Raw genomic sequence first — 16,438 nt, 5'->3', positions numbered from 1 at the left:
TATCGCCACCGGGCATTGTCCATTAACTGAGTAAATCCGCTAACGCCTCCGTCCTGTTCGGGAAGAAGGTCAGACGCCCAGGAATAGGTTTGATACCGGCACGCGCCATTGTGCGCAGCGGTTGGAACTCCAGATTACTGATACGCAATTCGCAACCCTCCGGCAGACGCTTCACAAAACGCTGAAAAGCATCAAGCCCGCCTGCATCCAGCACTGGTACTGCGTCCCATTTCAGAACGACGATACGTTTACCCTTAATACGTGACTCAAGGTCAGTAAACAGTCCTTCCGCCGCGGCGAAAAAGAGCGGACCGATAACACGCAGCACCAGCACATCATCAGGCACATCGACATTGACCGGCGCAAGTCGAGTCATTCGCGCAATACGGCGCATAAACAGCAGGGAAGCAAGGACAATCCCCACGCTGATGGCGATGACCATATCAAACAGAACCGTTAATGACATGCACAGCAGCATAACGATGATGTCGTCTTTCGGCGCATGGCGTAACAGATCTACCACTTTATGGGCTTCACTCATATTCCATGCCACCATCAGCAGTAGCGCCGCCATCGCGGAAAGCGGCAGCCAGGAGAGTAGCGGGGCCAAGACCAGTAGCGCCAGAATGACCAGGATAGCGTGAATTACCGCCGAGATGGGAGAGGTCGCGCCAGCGCGGACGTTGGCGGCAGAGCGGGCAATCGCGGCGGTGGCGGTGATGCCGCCAAAGAACGGCGCGACCATATTCCCCAGTCCCTGGCCGATAAGTTCGCTGTTAGCTTTATGTTTGGTGCCGGTCATGCCGTCCAGCACGACGGCGCAGAGCAATGATTCGATTGCCCCCAGCATTGCCATCGAGAAGGCCGCTGGCAGCAGCGCGCGCAGTGAATCCCAGCTTAGCGTGAAATCGGAGCCAGGAAGACTCCACGGCAGCATCAGTTGCGGCAGGAGCTGCGGGATGCCGTTGCCCTGAGTGCCGTCAGCCAGAACATAATGGAACTGTGAGCCGATAGTCGCCACATTGCCGCCCAGCAGATTAACGATCCCCATCACGGCGCAACCAGCCAGCAGCGCGGGAAGATGTCCTGGCAGACGAATACCGAGACGCGGCCAGAAAATCAACGTTCCCAGCGTTACTACGCCAATGGCGGCATCGCCAATATTGACGGTGGGCAACGCCATAAACAGCGCGCCGACTTTCTGCAAATAGTGCTCTGGCACATGGGCCATCTGCAGACCAAGAAAATCTTTAATCTGCATGGTACCGATGGTAATACCAATCCCTGAGGTAAAACCCAACGTGACCGACACCGGGATATATTCAATCAATCGCCCCAGTCTCGCCAGGCCGAAAAGGATCAGGAAGAAGCCCGACATCAGCGTGGCGACCAGTAGGCCCGCCAGACCAAACTGTTGCGATACCGGATACAAAATCACCACAAACGCGGCGGTAGGGCCGGAAACGCTAAAGCGCGAGCCGCCGGTTAGCGCGATCACGATCCCGGCGACAGCGGAGGTATAGAGGCCATACTGCGGCGCAACGCCACTGCCAATTGCCAGCGCCATCGCCAGCGGGATAGCAATAATCCCGACGGTGATCCCGGCTATCACATCACGGGTGAACCGGGAGGCGGTATATTTTTCTTTCCAGCAAGCATCGATGAGAGCGCGGAAAGGCATCACATGTGAGGAAAATAATTTGTTCACAATAATGTTTCATCCATGAGCGCATCATCTGTCAACTAAATGGCAGGTGAAGGAGGCATAAGTCATACAAAAGGGTGTTACAGACAAAAAAACCCGCCGCAGCGGGTTTCAGATCCGGGTTCGATCAATGCTCGAACATGGCGGAAATCGATTCTTCGTTGCTGATACGGCGAATCGCTTCGGCCAGCATACCTGACAGGGTCAAAGTACGCACGTTCGGCAGCGCTTTGATTTCGTCGGTCAGCGGAATGGTGTCGCAGACAACGACTTCATCAATGACGGAGTTGCGCAGGTTGTTTGCCGCATTGCCTGAGAAGATCGGGTGCGTCGCGTAGGCAAATACGCGTTTAGCGCCACGTTCTTTCAATGCTTCTGCTGCTTTGCACAGAGTACCGCCGGTATCGATCATATCATCAACCAGCACGCAGTCACGGCCAGCGACGTCGCCGATGATGTGCATCACCTGAGAAACGTTCGCGCGCGGACGACGTTTATCAATGATAGCCATATCGGTATCGTTCAGCAGCTTAGCGATAGCGCGGGCACGAACCACGCCGCCAATATCCGGAGAAACCACGATCGGGTTATCCAGATTCAGTTGCAGCATATCTTCGAGCAGGATTGGGCTACCGAACACGTTATCAACCGGAACGTCAAAGAAGCCCTGGATCTGTTCAGCATGCAGATCTACGGTGAGAACGCGGTCAACGCCGACGCTGGACAGGAAGTCAGCGACAACTTTTGCGGTAATCGGCACACGGGCGGAACGTACGCGACGGTCCTGACGTGCATAGCCAAAGTAGGGGATAACGGCGGTGATACGACCTGCGGAAGCACGACGCAGGGCATCAACCATAACGACCAATTCCATCAGGTTGTCGTTGGTTGGGGCACAAGTGGACTGGATGATGAAAATATCACCACCGCGTACATTTTCGTTGATTTGTACGCTGACTTCGCCGTCGCTAAAGCGACCTACGGCGGCGTCGCCGAGAGAAGTGTACAGGCGGTTGGCAATACGTTGTGCTAGTTCCGGGGTGGCGTTACCAGCAAAAAGCTTCATATCAGGCACGAGAAGAACCTCAGGCATGCGTCCATTGGTGGAAAGAATCTGCCGAAAACTGTGCGGGCCAGGCAAAATCCTATCCAGGCGGTGTATTAAAGAGCGCGATGCAACGTCTGGAACAAGGTGACGTTGTCACCGAAGCTCAGCTTGCCCGGCTTACTCGTCTTCATTCACGTTTCATGTGCGCTGGTATCGATGCCTCACACCGGTCAAATACGGCATATATGACCGGCGATTCGTCATTTCGCCATCTTCCTGAAACCCGAATGCGTTAGAGTAACTCTCGATGCAATGGGGAGAGGTTGACACCCTTCGCCACAAAAGCATTGAGCCATTCCGGGGCTTGCTCAAGCACCTGGCGAGCACAAGACTCTGTATCGAATTCAGCAAAGACACAGGCCCCTGTCCCAGTCAGGCGCGACGGCGCGTATTCTAACAGCCAGGAAAGCGCCGCATCAACCTCGCGAAAACGTTTTCTTGCGATAACCTCGCAATCATTGCTGAATTCACATTTTAGTAACGTATCTATTGACCTTTTTGGCGTATTACGCGGCAATTGAGGATCTTTAAAGATAACCGGCGTCGGAATGCTTACGCCAGGGTGCGCGACCAGATACCATTTTTCCGGCGGATTCACCGGCGTTAATATTTCGCCTACGCCTTCGGCAAACGCGGCGTGGCCACGAACAAAGACCGGGACGTCGGCGCCGAGCGTCAGGCCGAGCGTCGCCAGTTCATCAATGGAAAGCCCGCATTGCCAAAGATGATTGAGCGCCACCAGAACGGTCGCGGCGTTAGACGAGCCGCCGCCCAGACCGCCGCCCATGGGAAGGCGCTTCTCAATGCTGATATCCGCACCGCTTCCGGCGGGCAGGCGCCCACTCTCCGAGGCGACTTTCATCAACAGCCGCGCGGCGCGGACGATCAGATTGTCTTCATTTTCAACGCCGTTAACCGGCGTTAATAAATGGATTTCGCCATCGTGACGCGGTTCGATGTGGAGTGTGTCGCCATAATCCAGAAACTGAAACAGCGTCTGCAGCGTGTGGTAGCCGTCTGCTCGCTGTCCGGTGATATATAAAAACAGATTTAATTTTGCCGGAGAAGGCCAATGGGTCATCATTTCACAATCCAGTTATCCATTTTCAGCTTAATGCGCTGACTGCCGTCTGAAAGCTCCATATTGGCAGGCATGGCAGGCTGCGTTTTGCTGTCATAGCCACCGTAAACCACTTTCCAGTTTTTACCATCCTGGCGATAGTTCACTTCGCTCAGGCGATACTGGTCGTCCAGTTTGTAGTCGGTGGCATCGCCAGGCAGACCGAGGATCCACTGCCGCAGGCTGTTTAACGGAATCGGCATCCCGGTGAGTTTGCCGATCATCTCTTCGGCGTCATCGGCGGTATAACGCTGGCCTTTGTTATCCACCAACTGGACATTGCCCGGCTGGGCGTTAAGCTCCAGCTCGGTGCTGCCCAGCGGATTGGTGAGCAGCAGGCGATAGCGATCCTGTCCGGTCTGTTGCCAGAAGAAGCGCGCATAGACTTTCTGATCATCTGAGATGTAAGCAAAGGCGCCGCGCGTCTGGTATTGATTCAGATGACGCACCTCTTGCTGATGCTGGCGCCACTGAGGGGAATCCGGGCTCTTGCCCGGGCCTTTATGCCCAGGAAGCGTACAGGCGGTGAGAACCAGGCTTGCTAACGGCAGTAGACGAATCAGGCGAAAATCGGGCAGGGTCATAGTGATGACGAATCCTTGTGATACGGTGCAATAATTGCCTGATGGCGTTACGCTTATCAGGCCTGAAAACTGAACCTGCAGGCTGTAAAAACGTTCGCGCCGCGATTCGGCAAATTTTTGCTATCGGTTACAGTTATAGCCTTTAATGCTAGCGCCGCCTGGTGACATCGTCTACTTTCAAGTTGTCTTAAATCATCAAATTAGCGAGCGCTGCCAATTACTCCAAAAGGGGGCTCTCTCTTTTATTGACCACGCGCATCCTGTATGATGCAAGCAGACTAACCATATCAACGCTGGTACTACTCCCGCAGACATGACCCTTTTAGCGCTCGGTATTAACCATAAAACGGCACCTGTATCGCTGCGAGAACGCGTAACGTTTTCGCCGGACACGCTTGATCAGGCGCTGGACAGCCTGCTTGCGCAGCCAATGGTGCAGGGCGGGGTCGTGCTGTCAACCTGTAACCGTACAGAGCTGTATTTGAGCGTGGAAGAGCAGGATAACCTGCAGGAAGCGCTGATCCGCTGGTTATGCGATTACCATAACCTGAACGAGGACGATCTGCGCAACAGTCTGTACTGGCATCAGGACAATGACGCCGTCAGCCACCTGATGCGCGTCGCCAGCGGTCTGGATTCACTGGTGCTGGGCGAACCGCAAATCCTCGGTCAGGTGAAAAAAGCGTTTGCGGATTCGCAAAAAGGCCACCTTAACGCCAGCGCGCTGGAGCGAATGTTTCAGAAGTCGTTTTCCGTCGCCAAGCGAGTGCGGACTGAAACCGATATCGGCGCCAGCGCCGTCTCCGTCGCGTTTGCCGCCTGTACGCTCGCCCGCCAAATCTTTGAATCGCTCTCGACGGTCACTGTACTGTTAGTTGGCGCGGGTGAAACTATTGAACTGGTGGCGCGTCACCTGCGCGAGCATAAAGTACAAAAGATGATTATCGCCAACCGAACCCGCGAGCGCGCGCAAGCCCTGGCGGATGAGGTTGGCGCTGAGGTTATCTCGCTCAGCGATATCGACGCCCGTTTGCAGGATGCCGATATTATCATCAGTTCGACCGCCAGCCCGCTGCCGATTATCGGTAAAGGCATGGTGGAGCGCGCATTAAAAAGCCGTCGCAACCAGCCGATGCTGCTGGTGGATATCGCCGTACCGCGCGACGTTGAGCCGGAAGTCGGCAAACTGGCGAACGCTTATCTTTATAGCGTCGATGATTTACAGAGCATCATTTCGCATAATCTGGCGCAGCGTCAGGCTGCGGCGGTAGAAGCGGAAACGATTGTTGAGCAGGAAGCCAGCGAGTTTATGGCCTGGCTACGCGCCCAGGGGGCTAGCGAGACCATTCGGGAATACCGTAGTCAGTCGGAGCAGATTCGTGACGAACTGACTACCAAAGCGCTGTCGGCCCTTCAACAGGGCGGTGATGCGCAAGCCATCTTGCAGGATCTGGCATGGAAACTGACCAACCGCCTGATTCATGCGCCAACGAAATCACTTCAACAGGCTGCCCGTGACGGGGATGACGAACGCCTGAATATTCTGCGCGACAGCCTCGGGCTGGAGTAGCAGCACACACCACACTTTTTTACAGGGTGAATTTACGCCTATGAAGCCTTCTATCGTTGCCAAACTGGAAGCCCTGCACGAACGCCATGAGGAAGTTCAGGCGTTGCTGGGCGATGCGGGAATTATCGCCGACCAGGACCGCTTTCGCGCATTGTCGCGCGAATATGCGCAATTAAGCGACGTTTCTCGCTGTTTTACGGACTGGCAACAGGTTCAGGACGATATCGAGACGGCTCAGATGATGCTCGACGATCCTGAAATGCGAGAAATGGCGCAGGAAGAACTGCGCGAAGCGAAAGAAAAAAGCGAACAGCTGGAGCAACAGTTACAGGTACTGCTGCTGCCGAAAGATCCGGATGATGAACGAAACGCGTTCCTTGAGGTTCGCGCCGGTACCGGCGGCGACGAAGCCGCGCTGTTTGCCGGCGATCTGTTCCGCATGTACAGCCGTTATGCCGAAACGCGCCGCTGGCGCGTGGAGATCATGAGCATGAGCGAAGGCGAGCATGGCGGTTATAAAGAGATCATCGCCAAAATCAGCGGCGACGGCGTGTATGGCCGACTGAAATTTGAGTCCGGCGGACACCGCGTACAGCGTGTTCCGGCGACCGAGTCGCAGGGACGTATCCATACCTCCGCCTGTACCGTCGCCGTGATGCCGGAGCTGCCGGAAGCCGAGCTGCCGGATATTAACCCGGCGGATCTGCGCATTGATACGTTTCGTTCTTCCGGCGCGGGCGGTCAGCACGTTAACACCACCGACTCCGCTATCCGTATTACCCACTTGCCGACCGGCATCGTGGTGGAATGCCAGGACGAACGTTCGCAGCATAAAAACAAAGCGAAAGCGCTCTCGGTGCTCGGGGCGCGCATTCACGCCGCCGAAACGGCAAAACGCCAGCAGGCCGAGGCGTCAACGCGCCGCAATCTGCTTGGCAGCGGCGATCGCAGCGATCGTAACCGGACCTATAATTTCCCGCAGGGGCGCGTGACCGATCATCGTATTAATCTGACGTTATATCGCCTTGATGAAACGATGGAAGGTAAGCTGGATATGCTGATTGAGCCGATTGTTCAGGAACACCAGGCTGACCTGCTGGCCGCCTTATCCGAGCAGGAATAATGGATTTTCAGCACTGGCTGCATGAGGCGGTAAACCAGCTCCGGGACAGCGACAGCCCCCGGCGCGACGCCGAGATCCTGCTTGAGTACGTAACAGGCAAGGGGCGGACGTATATCATGGCCTTTGGCGAAACGCCGCTTACCGACGTCCAGCAACAACAGCTCGCGGATCTGCTGCAGCGGCGTAGACAGGGCGAACCTATTGCGTACCTGACGGGCTTACGCGAATTCTGGTCGCTGCCGCTCTTCGTTTCTCCCGCCACGCTAATCCCGCGCCCGGATACCGAATGTCTGGTTGAACAGGCGTTGGCGCGATTGCCGGTAAAAACCTGTCGTATTCTGGATTTAGGCACCGGAACCGGCGCGATTGCGCTGGCGCTGGCCTGCGAGCGACCGGATTGCGAGGTGACTGCGGTCGATCGTATGCCTGATGCGGTTGCGCTGGCGATACGCAACGCGGAACATTTGGCTATCCGGAATGTGCGTATACTGCAAAGTTGTTGGTTCAGCGCGCTATCGGGGCAGCAGTTCGACATGATTGTCAGCAATCCGCCCTACATTGATGCGCAGGACCCGCACCTTAGCGAAGGCGATGTACGCTTTGAACCGCGCTCGGCGTTGGTGGCGGACGAAAACGGTATGGCGGATCTTACGCATATTATCGATAACGCCCGCCAGATGTTAACGCCCGGCGGCTTCCTGCTGCTGGAACACGGTTGGCAGCAGGGCGAAGCGGTAAGAGCGGTTTTCAGGCGGTCTGGTTACTCGGATGTAGAAACGTGTCGTGATTATGGTGGTAATGAACGCGTGACCTGCGGACGTTTTACGCCATGACAATTGCAATGTTGCTCACGCTTCATCTTATCTGTGTTGCGCTCTCCGTCAGTTTGTTTGTCGCTCGTTACTGGTGGCGCTATTGCGGCCATGCGTTGGCCGCCGCGCGCTGGACACGAATCGTGCCTCCCGTCATAGATACCCTGTTACTGCTTAGCGGTATTGGGTTAATCGTTAAAACGCACATCCTGCCATTCACGGAGTCGGGCTCATGGCTGACTGAAAAACTGTTTGGCGTTATCATCTACATCGTTTTGGGTTTTATTGCGCTTGATTATCGTCAGGCGCGCAGCCAGCAGGCGCGTTTTATCGCTTTCCCGCTGGCGCTGGTGGTGCTGTACATCATCATTAAACTCGCCACCACAAAAATACCGTTACTGGGGTAAGTCATGAGGTCGTTAGCTGATTTCGAATTTAACAATGCGCCGCTGTGTGATGGCATGATCCTGGCATCAGAGATGATTCGCCTGGATTTTCCCACGCAGTTTGTCTACGACGAACTGGAACGTCTGGTCAGTCTGGCGCAGGAAGAAATTAGCCAGCTCCTGTCTCAGGATGAGCAACTGGAAAAATTGCTGGCACTTTTTTACGGCGAGTGGGGGTTCACGGATTCCCGCGGCGTCTACCGTCTTTCTGATGCTTTATGGCTCGATAAAGTCCTGAAAAAACGCCAGGGTAGCGCGGTATCGTTGGGCGCTATTTTATTATGGATAGCAAACCGTCTTGATTTGCCGTTGGTGCCCGTTATCTTCCCAACGCAGTTGATTTTGCGTATTGAATCGCTGGAAGGGGAAATGTGGCTGATTAACCCGTTCAACGGTGAAACGCTTGATGAACATACCCTCGAAGTCTGGTTAAAAGGCAATATTAGTCCGGTCGCCGAGTTGTTTAATGAAGATTTGGACGAAGCGGATAACGCCGAAGTGATTCGTAAGCTACTGGATACGCTGAAATCCTCGCTGATGGAGGAACGGCAAATGGAGCTGGCGCTGCGTGTTAGCGAAGCATTGTTGCAATTTAACCCGGAAGATCCTTACGAAATCCGTGACCGCGGGTTGATCTACGCGCAGCTTGAGTGTGAACACGTTGCGCTGACTGATTTAAGCTACTTCGTTGAACAGTGTCCGGAAGACCCGATCAGCGAAATGATTCGTGCGCAGATCAACACCATTGCGCACAAGCAAATTGTTCTACATTAATTAACCGACATTTTACCTATAAGTGTAAGGCGATCCTATGAAACAAAAAGTGGTTAACATTGGCGACATTAAGGTGGCAAATGACCTGCCGTTTGTGCTGTTTGGCGGTATGAACGTGCTGGAGTCACGCGATCTGGCAATGCGCATTTGTGAGCACTACGTAACCGTTACCCAGAAGCTGGGTATTCCTTACGTGTTCAAGGCCTCTTTTGATAAAGCCAACCGTTCCTCTATTCACTCTTACCGTGGGCCGGGTCTGGAAGAAGGGATGAAAATCTTCCAGGAACTCAAGCAGACATTTGGCGTAAAAGTGATCACTGACGTCCATGAAGCCAGCCAGGCGCAGCCTGTTGCTGATGTGGTTGACGTGATTCAGCTCCCGGCGTTTCTGGCGCGCCAGACCGACCTGGTGGAAGCGATGGCGAAAACCGGCGCTGTGATTAACGTGAAAAAGCCGCAGTTCGTAAGCCCGGGTCAGATGGGCAATATTGTGGATAAGTTCCATGAGGGCGGTAACGATAAGGTGATTTTGTGCGACCGCGGCGCGAACTTCGGCTATGACAACCTGGTGGTGGATATGCTGGGCTTTAGCGTGATGAAAAAGGTCTCTGGCAACTCGCCGGTGATTTTCGATGTTACCCATGCGTTGCAATGCCGCGACCCATTTGGCGCCGCCTCGGGCGGTCGTCGTGGTCAGGTGACCGAGCTGGCGCGCGCCGGTATGGCTGTCGGTCTGGCGGGCCTGTTCCTGGAGTCGCATCCGGACCCGGCTAATGCGAAGTGCGACGGTCCTTCCGCGCTGCCGCTGGCGAAACTGGAGCAGTTCCTGACCCAGATAAAAGCGATTGATGATTTGGTGAAAAGCTTCGACGAGCTGGATACCGAGAACTGATTGCGGTTTTTAGCTTGTGTAGGCCGGATAAGATACTATCCGGCTTTTTTATATCAGGCAAAAATCGTCATCAGATAGGCGGCAAATAAAGCCAGATGCGCCGCGCCGTTTAGCACGTTGGTGCGTCCGGTAGAGAACGAAATATGGCACAGCACTAACGAGGCCACCATCACTACCATTTCCGGCGCGCCTAAACCAAACACCAGATCATTACCTGTCGCCCAGGCGATGAGCGTGACGACCGGCACGGTTAATGAAATCGTCGCCAACACCGATCCGAAGAACAGATTCATTGCCCGCTGAACCTGATTATTCAGTACCGCCTTCAGCGCGCCCAGTCCTTCCGGCGAGAGAATTAACAGCGCGACCAGGAAACCGGTAAAGGCGACCGGGGCGTTCATGCTGGTCAGCAACGCCTCCAGCGGGCTGGCATTCATTTTGGTAACGGCAATGACCGCAATTAAATGAATGAGTAACCAGACAGTATGCCAGCCGCTACTGTGCGCGGAGGGTTTACCGTGGTGTGGATTGTCATCATCGCCTTCATCTTCATGTTCATAGATAAATAAGCTCTGGTGCGTTTTGGTTTGAATCAACAAAAATACGCCGTACATCGCGGCGGAAATTAACGCGACCAATAATGCCTGACCGGTAGAGAAATTGGCTTGCGGCAATGCCATTGGAAAAACCAGCACAATAATCGCCAGCGGAAACAGCGCGATAAGATACTGCTTAATCCCGAATAAATTCATATATTGCGTTGCGAATTTACGCCCGCCCAACAACAACGAGAAACCGACCAGTCCCCCGGTGACAATCATAATAATAGAGTAGAGCGTATCGCGCATAAGCGTTGGCGCAGCATCGCCGGTAGCCATCAGCGCTGAAATTAAACTCACCTCAAGAATAACGACGGACAGGCTTAAAATAAGCGATCCGTAGGGTTCGCCGAGTCGGTGCGCTAATACATCGGCATGACGGACCACGCTAAATGCGCTGCTTAAAATACCAATAAGTGCAAGGATATTGATGCCAATAACCACTGGTAGTGACTGGCTGCTTCCCCAAAGGAACAGCACTACCAGCGCAAGAACCGGGAAAATAAGCGAAGTCTCCTTATGGCGGGTTTTCACCGCCTCACAGGCATGCGTCATGAGGGTCTCCCTTGTGCAGGTGTTAATATTTTGGAAAGAGTAGAGAAGGTAAAAATAGCAGAAATTTGTATTTTTTTAGTGGTTTTTTACGTAGTTTTACGGCGTAGACGATTTTTTTCTTTCAAGGTCAGTAAAACAAGCATCTTGTTTTAACAGTGTTTAAATAACAAAAAGTTAATTTCCGTAAAAAGCAAAAATCCTCCTCGACTGGCGTAATAACGCATTGTTTACCACACTTAATGTTTTCCCTGAAGACGGAGGCGCTGATGCCGTATAAAGCCAAAAGTGATTTACCCGATAATGTGCGGAATGTTCTTCCAGCCCATGCCCAGGACATTTACAAAGAAGCCTTTAATAGCGCCTGGGAGCAATATAAAGATAAAGCCGATCGTCGTGATGACGCCAGCCGCGAGGAAACCGCACACAAAGTCGCCTGGGCGGCGGTTAAAAACGATTATGAAAAAGGCGAGGATGATAAATGGCATAAGAAAAAATAAACGCGGTATTACTCACGTGTTGGCCTGATTTTCTTGCCGGAAGTCTATCCTGACGCGGGAGCTTTTCCCGCGTACAGATTCAAAATGTCAGCACTTTGTCCGCCGCCAGCGTCCATTGCGCCAGCTCGACCAGCGTTCCGATTTCCACACCGTCAATCAGCGGCAGGGGAGTGATACCACGTCCGTCCGCACAGGTTTTGCATAATTTTACCGGTACGTTTTGCGCGGTCAGAATTTCCAGCATTTGCTGAATATTGTAGCCTTCGGCTGGTTTTTGACCGCGTAACCCTGCGGTTACGGCATCTGACATCAAAAACAGGCGTAAATCGAGATGGCTTTCCTGCTCGCGCAGCGCAATGGCCAGACGCAGGCTATTAAATAATGATTCGCTGCCGTAGGCGGCGCCGTTAGCGATAATGACGATATTTTGCATGGATAACCCTTCTCCTCGAGAAATTTTGTCGACAATGGCGTTATGTTACCTCGGGAACCGGGTACCGCCAAATGCGTGGAGAAAATCCTGGGACGCTCTGCGGAAAAAATAAGGATATTCCTGGAAGCACGAGAAAAGGCTGCAAAACCTGTCCGGACACGTTATGGTTTACTCTGATGCCATTCCTCTTATCTTTTGTTGTAGAAGTTGCCGACACGTTGAGCCGTATTGTTTTTCGTTCATTCTCACTCTCGCTTCTCTTGCTGGCTGCCAGCGGTACGATCCGTGCGCAGGCGCAAGACCCTTTCGATCAAAACCGTCTGCCGGATTTAGGCATGATGCCGGAATCCCACGAAGGGGAAAAGCATTTTGCCGAGATGGCCAAAGCGTTTGGCGAAGCCAGCATGAAAAATAACGATCTGGATACCGGTGAACAGGCGCGGCAATTCGCTTTCGGACAGGTACGCGATGTGGTCAGCGAGCAGGTTAACCAGCAGCTTGAAAGCTGGCTATCAGCCTGGGGCAGCGCCAGCGTTGATATTAACGTCGATAACGAAGGTCATTTTAACGGCAGTCGCGGAAGCTGGTTTATCCCTTTACAGGATAAACAGCGCTATCTGACCTGGAGCCAGCTTGGTCTTACGCAACAGACTGACGGACTGGTAAGCAACGTTGGCATAGGACAGCGCTGGGCGCAGGATGGCTGGCTTCTTGGCTATAATACCTTTTACGATAATCTGCTGGATGAAAATCTGCAGCGCGCCGGCTTTGGCGCGGAGGCGTGGGGAGAATATTTGCGTTTATCCGCCAACTATTACCAGCCTTTTGCCGACTGGCAGACGCATACGGCGACCTTAGAACAGCGAATGGCGCGCGGGTATGATATCAACGCGCAAATGCGGCTGCCGTTTTACCAGCATATCAATACCAGCGTTAGCCTGGAGCAGTACTTTGGCGATAGCGTGGATCTGTTTGACTCCGGAACGGGGTATCACAATCCTGTCGCGTTAAAACTGGGTCTCAACTATACGCCAGTACCTTTGCTTACCATGACCGCCCAGCACAAACAGGGCGAGAGCGGGGTCAGTCAAAATAACCTGGGGCTGACGCTTAACTACCGCTTCGGCGTGCCGCTCAAAAAGCAGCTTGCCGCCAGTGAAGTGGCGCAAAGCCAGTCATTACGCGGTAGCCGCTATGATACGCCGCAACGTAACTCGCTGCCGACAATGGAGTATCGGCAGCGTAAAACGTTAACGGTTTTTCTGGCGACGCCGCCCTGGGATCTTACGCCTGGTGAGACGGTTGCGTTAAAATTGCAGGTGCGCAGCGTGCACGGTATTCGTCATTTGAGCTGGCAGGGCGATACACAGGCCTTAAGTTTGACGGCAGGAACGGACACCCGCAGTATCGAGGGCTGGACAATCATTATGCCGGCCTGGGATCACCGCGAAGGCGCGGCAAATCGCTGGCGTTTATCGGTGGTGGTTGAGGATGAAAAAGGTCAGCGTGTCTCTTCCAATGAGATCACGCTCGCGCTGACTGAACCGTTTATCACGATGCCGGACGATAATCCGCATTGGCAACCGTTCCAGGAGCAATAATTAAAAGATGCGTTCCTGATGCACCCAGACGGCGGCCTCCACGCGCGATTTCAGCTTCATTTTCTTGAGCATATGTTTCACGTGCACTTTGACCGTACTTTCGGTGATATCCAGACGTCGGGCAATCATCTTATTCGGCAATCCCTGCGCGATGAGCTTCAGAATATCGCGCTCACGCGGGGTGAGCTGCGTTACATCGCGATCGGTGGTGGCGCGGTTGGCCCGCAGGCTGGCCGCCAGTACCGGCGTTAACGCTTCACTTAATACCATTTCGCCGGCGGCGGCCTGTTGTAACGCTTTGAGCAAGTCCTCCGGCTCCATGTCTTTCAACAGATAACCGTCCGCGCCGCGCTTTAGCGCCGTGACGACATCTTCTTCATGGTTGGATACGCTGAAAACGACAATACGTCCTGACAGCGCTTTTTCGCGTAATTTATCCAGCGTTTCGAGACCATTCATTCCCGGCATATTCAAATCAAGGAGGATCAGATCGGGATCGAGCGATTCCGCCAGGTCAATACCCTGCTCACCGTTGCTGGCTTCTCCGACCACGCTGATATCGGGCGCCATACTCACAAGCTGCTTTACACCCGTGCGTAGCATTGGATGGTCGTCAATTAACAGGATGGTTGCCGGTTCCTGATTATTCATGGGTATCTCCCTGGGTTTCTGTGAAGTTTGTTTCTGGAATAAAAGTAACAGTGACCTCTGTTCCGCCAGTCTCGCGTCGGCGTACCTGGCAATCGCCGCGCAAACTTTGCGCCCGATCGCGCATGATGATCATGCCGTAGTGATTACTGCGTTCGGCGTTTTCCGGGACGCCGCAGCCATTATCCTGCACTTTTAGTTTGACCTGTTTGCCACATTGCGTCACTGTCACCACCACATCGTCGGCATGAGAGTGTTTAAGGGCGTTGCTGAGGGCTTCCCTGGCAATTTGCAACAGGTGTATCGCCTGGTGTGAAGGCACCAGGCGGGGGGGAAGCTGATAATCCAGTTTTACCGTAAAGCCAAACCGGGCGCTGAACTCCTGGCAGCTTGCCTCCAGCGCCGGACGTAGCCCGGGTTCCGTCAACTGTAACCGGAAAGTAGTTAACAGTTCGCGCAGTTGCGCCCAGGAGCAGTTTAGCTCATTGCGAATTTGGCTGAGTAACTCACGGCTGCTTTCCGGTAACACGTCGCCCTGCATTTGCAGGCAGCTCACCTGCATCTTCATACAAGAGAGCGACTGGGCAATAGAATCATGCAGTTCGCGGGCAATGGTGGCACGCTCTTCCATGACAATCAACTGCTGCTGACGCTCCTGATGCCTGTCGAGCGCCAGAGTCGCGGTAAGCTGTTCAACCAGCGTGTCCACCAACTGTTGCTGATCGTGGCTAAGATGGCGTCCATAGGGCAGCGTCGCCAGCAAAATACCGTATTGGGTGTGAGAGTCGGTGAGCCGCCATTTTAAGGTGGTGCCGCCGTTAATCATCGGCAGGGCGCTACGTGGGCAAAGGTGGCAGCCTTTATCATCGCAACTGATGTCCGACTGACAGGTAAATTCCTGGTGATTATCTTCATCTTCCAGGTCATAGACTCGCAGCTCAATATCATGCAACTGGGTTAAATTTTGCAGGCCATTCAGTACCGGTGAAAGACGTTCACATAGCGGAGCCTGTGAATGCAGTCGGCGGTTGGCTTGCCACAAAAACGAGAGAATCTGGTTTTTATGTTCCAGACCGGCTGTTTTTTCCTGTACGCGCTGTTCCAGTACCGCATAACTTTCGGCCAGTTCTTCAGACATATTATTGAGCGCAGAACCCAACGCGGCCATCTCATTGCGTCCACTGATATTGGCACGTTGGGTAAAGTCGCGCTGACTGACGGCGCGCGCCATTGATAACAACTGTTTCCAGGGCTGCAAAAGGCGAACACGTAGCCAGATAATCGTAAATACCAGCAATAGCGCCATAAAGATCGCCATTACCCGGTGAACTAATACCACGCGTTCGATACGCAATTCAGTAGTATGGTCGAACGACGTCACCAGGCGATCCAGGCCCGCCACAAAGCGCGTGACATCTTCTGCGACCGCGTGCGCGTTTTGCGCGTGCTGTAGTCCTGGCGAGAGTTCGTTATGCCAGTAATCCTGCAACGCTTTAAGCTGCTTTTGCTGCCCGTCTCGCTCAGCGGCGCGGGTCAGTTCCGGGCTGAATGCCGTTTGCTCCATCTCATCCAGCAGCTTTTGATCTTTAGCATCCAGCGGGACAGCGGCCAGTAGTCGATAGCTTTGCATACGCAATGAGCCCGCTTTATTAATCGCATGAGCGCTACCCTGCACGCCCTGAACCAGCCAGCCGGAAACCGCCATCCCCGCCACGCCGATAGCGGTAGAGAGCATGACAATCAGCGCCAGTTGGTTAACCAGCGTAAGAGGAGAGAAACACCGTTTAAACATGTTACCTTCTTTCTTCGGGGTAATGTCGCCGAAAAAACGTAGCAAAAAAGAGGGGCGTCAATCGGCTGTGCCGCTATTCTCAACGATACAGCGGAGTATACCCATACCTATAACGAGTTACTCCTTAATTGCCGCCGTAGAGAGGTATCTGCGACGGGAAGGAGTAGACAGACACAGCA

Annotated in this window: 16 protein-coding genes; 8 read left to right on the top strand and 8 right to left on the bottom strand. The window is 53.7% G+C overall.

All coding sequences use genetic code 11. The features are described 5' to 3' along the window. Nucleotides 1–22: 22 nt before the first annotated feature. The 4 genes from dauA to lolB form a co-directional block, all read right to left on the bottom strand. Nucleotides 23–1,708 (bottom strand): C4-dicarboxylic acid transporter DauA, encoded by a 1,686-nt coding sequence (dauA, locus tag ABVN44_RS08875; RefSeq protein ID WP_001037181.1) that lies wholly within the window; start codon nucleotides 1,706–1,708, stop codon nucleotides 23–25. 124 nt (nucleotides 1,709–1,832) lie between these two features. Then, nucleotides 1,833–2,780: a ribose-phosphate diphosphokinase gene (gene prs / locus ABVN44_RS08870; protein ID WP_001518537.1), complete on the bottom strand. Its 948-nt coding sequence runs from the start codon at nucleotides 2,778–2,780 to the stop codon at nucleotides 1,833–1,835. 265 nt (nucleotides 2,781–3,045) lie between these two features. Further along, a complete protein-coding gene (ispE, locus tag ABVN44_RS08865) occupies nucleotides 3,046–3,897 on the bottom strand; it encodes a 4-(cytidine 5'-diphospho)-2-C-methyl-D-erythritol kinase (protein WP_000988246.1) in 852 nt (283 codons plus the stop codon). Next, a complete protein-coding gene (gene lolB, locus ABVN44_RS08860; RefSeq protein WP_000174484.1) occupies nucleotides 3,894–4,517 on the bottom strand; it encodes a lipoprotein insertase outer membrane protein LolB in 624 nt (207 codons plus the stop codon). The genes ispE and lolB overlap by 4 nt, the downstream gene beginning before the upstream one ends. A 313-nt stretch (nucleotides 4,518–4,830) precedes the next feature. Between lolB and hemA the strand changes: the two genes are divergently transcribed. From hemA to kdsA, 6 genes are read left to right on the top strand one after another with little or no spacing between them, the layout of a single operon-like run. Continuing rightward, nucleotides 4,831–6,087 carry a glutamyl-tRNA reductase gene (gene hemA / locus ABVN44_RS08855; RefSeq protein ID WP_000173208.1) on the top strand — a complete coding sequence of 419 codons (1,257 nt, stop codon included), beginning with the start codon at nucleotides 4,831–4,833 and terminating at the stop codon, nucleotides 6,085–6,087. Nucleotides 6,088–6,127: 40 nt separating this feature from the next. Next, nucleotides 6,128–7,210 carry a peptide chain release factor 1 gene (prfA, locus tag ABVN44_RS08850; protein WP_023231544.1) on the top strand — a complete coding sequence of 361 codons (1,083 nt, stop codon included), beginning with the start codon at nucleotides 6,128–6,130 and terminating at the stop codon, nucleotides 7,208–7,210. Further along, nucleotides 7,210–8,043 carry a peptide chain release factor N(5)-glutamine methyltransferase gene (gene prmC / locus ABVN44_RS08845; RefSeq protein WP_023231543.1) on the top strand — a complete coding sequence of 278 codons (834 nt, stop codon included), beginning with the start codon at nucleotides 7,210–7,212 and terminating at the stop codon, nucleotides 8,041–8,043. The genes prfA and prmC overlap by 1 nt, the downstream gene beginning before the upstream one ends. Then, nucleotides 8,040–8,429, top strand: a complete 390-nt coding sequence (sirB2, locus tag ABVN44_RS08840; protein ID WP_000150667.1) for an invasion regulator SirB2 — start codon at nucleotides 8,040–8,042, stop codon at nucleotides 8,427–8,429. The genes prmC and sirB2 overlap by 4 nt, the downstream gene beginning before the upstream one ends. Before the next feature lie 3 nt (nucleotides 8,430–8,432). Then, nucleotides 8,433–9,242, top strand: coding sequence for an invasion regulator SirB1 (sirB1, locus tag ABVN44_RS08835; protein WP_001257065.1), 810 nt, complete (start codon nucleotides 8,433–8,435; stop codon nucleotides 9,240–9,242). Between the two features lie 37 nt (nucleotides 9,243–9,279). After that, nucleotides 9,280–10,134, top strand: coding sequence for a 3-deoxy-8-phosphooctulonate synthase (gene kdsA / locus ABVN44_RS08830; RefSeq protein WP_000811046.1), 855 nt, complete (start codon nucleotides 9,280–9,282; stop codon nucleotides 10,132–10,134). 53 nt (nucleotides 10,135–10,187) lie between these two features. Here the strand turns inward: kdsA and chaA are convergent, their stop codons facing one another. Next, a complete protein-coding gene (gene chaA / locus ABVN44_RS08825) occupies nucleotides 10,188–11,288 on the bottom strand; it encodes a sodium-potassium/proton antiporter ChaA (RefSeq protein WP_000148418.1) in 1,101 nt (366 codons plus the stop codon). Nucleotides 11,289–11,554: 266 nt separating this feature from the next. On the opposite strand from chaA, the gene chaB reads away from it, so the two are divergent. Then, on the top strand, nucleotides 11,555–11,785 hold the full coding sequence (gene chaB / locus ABVN44_RS08820) for a putative cation transport regulator ChaB (RefSeq protein ID WP_001146392.1): 231 nt from the start codon (nucleotides 11,555–11,557) through the stop codon (nucleotides 11,783–11,785). A gap of 79 nt (nucleotides 11,786–11,864) precedes the next feature. Here the strand turns inward: chaB and ABVN44_RS08815 are convergent, their stop codons facing one another. Further along, nucleotides 11,865–12,218, bottom strand: a complete 354-nt coding sequence (locus ABVN44_RS08815) for a DsrE/DsrF/TusD sulfur relay family protein (RefSeq protein WP_001179794.1) — start codon at nucleotides 12,216–12,218, stop codon at nucleotides 11,865–11,867. 176 nt (nucleotides 12,219–12,394) lie between these two features. On the opposite strand from ABVN44_RS08815, the gene ABVN44_RS08810 reads away from it, so the two are divergent. Further along, nucleotides 12,395–13,819 carry a YchO/YchP family invasin gene (locus ABVN44_RS08810; RefSeq protein WP_001116347.1) on the top strand — a complete coding sequence of 475 codons (1,425 nt, stop codon included), beginning with the start codon at nucleotides 12,395–12,397 and terminating at the stop codon, nucleotides 13,817–13,819. Here ABVN44_RS08810 and narL read toward each other — a convergent pair whose 3' ends face one another. Together narL and narX are read right to left on the bottom strand one after the other, a co-directional pair. Further along, nucleotides 13,820–14,470: a two-component system response regulator NarL gene (gene narL, locus ABVN44_RS08805; protein WP_001064598.1), complete on the bottom strand. Its 651-nt coding sequence runs from the start codon at nucleotides 14,468–14,470 to the stop codon at nucleotides 13,820–13,822. Next, nucleotides 14,463–16,259: a nitrate/nitrite two-component system sensor histidine kinase NarX gene (gene narX, locus ABVN44_RS08800; protein WP_000476244.1), complete on the bottom strand. Its 1,797-nt coding sequence runs from the start codon at nucleotides 16,257–16,259 to the stop codon at nucleotides 14,463–14,465. The genes narL and narX overlap by 8 nt, the downstream gene beginning before the upstream one ends. Nucleotides 16,260–16,438: the final 179 nt, after the last annotated feature.

Source organism: Salmonella sp. SJTUF15570 (assembly GCF_043357055.1).
GTDB lineage: Bacteria > Pseudomonadota > Gammaproteobacteria > Enterobacterales > Enterobacteriaceae > Salmonella > Salmonella enterica.
Note: the sequence above shows the minus strand (reverse complement) of the source record. Positions and strands in the feature narration are given on the sequence as shown.

Coding starts and splice junctions, on each gene's coding strand:
- ispE (WP_000988246.1), bottom strand. CDS start 3,897: ATGATGACCCATTGGCCTTCTCCGGCAAAATTAAATCTGTTTTTATAT.
- lolB (WP_000174484.1), bottom strand. CDS start 4,517: ATGACCCTGCCCGATTTTCGCCTGATTCGTCTACTGCCGTTAGCAAGC.
- hemA (WP_000173208.1), top strand. CDS start 4,831: ATGACCCTTTTAGCGCTCGGTATTAACCATAAAACGGCACCTGTATCG.
- prfA (WP_023231544.1), top strand. CDS start 6,128: ATGAAGCCTTCTATCGTTGCCAAACTGGAAGCCCTGCACGAACGCCAT.
- prmC (WP_023231543.1), top strand. CDS start 7,210: ATGGATTTTCAGCACTGGCTGCATGAGGCGGTAAACCAGCTCCGGGAC.
- sirB2 (WP_000150667.1), top strand. CDS start 8,040: ATGACAATTGCAATGTTGCTCACGCTTCATCTTATCTGTGTTGCGCTC.
- sirB1 (WP_001257065.1), top strand. CDS start 8,433: ATGAGGTCGTTAGCTGATTTCGAATTTAACAATGCGCCGCTGTGTGAT.
- kdsA (WP_000811046.1), top strand. CDS start 9,280: ATGAAACAAAAAGTGGTTAACATTGGCGACATTAAGGTGGCAAATGAC.
- chaA (WP_000148418.1), bottom strand. CDS start 11,288: ATGACGCATGCCTGTGAGGCGGTGAAAACCCGCCATAAGGAGACTTCG.
- chaB (WP_001146392.1), top strand. CDS start 11,555: ATGCCGTATAAAGCCAAAAGTGATTTACCCGATAATGTGCGGAATGTT.
- ABVN44_RS08815 (WP_001179794.1), bottom strand. CDS start 12,218: ATGCAAAATATCGTCATTATCGCTAACGGCGCCGCCTACGGCAGCGAA.
- ABVN44_RS08810 (WP_001116347.1), top strand. CDS start 12,395: ATGCCATTCCTCTTATCTTTTGTTGTAGAAGTTGCCGACACGTTGAGC.
- narL (WP_001064598.1), bottom strand. CDS start 14,470: ATGAATAATCAGGAACCGGCAACCATCCTGTTAATTGACGACCATCCA.
- narX (WP_000476244.1), bottom strand. CDS start 16,259: ATGTTTAAACGGTGTTTCTCTCCTCTTACGCTGGTTAACCAACTGGCG.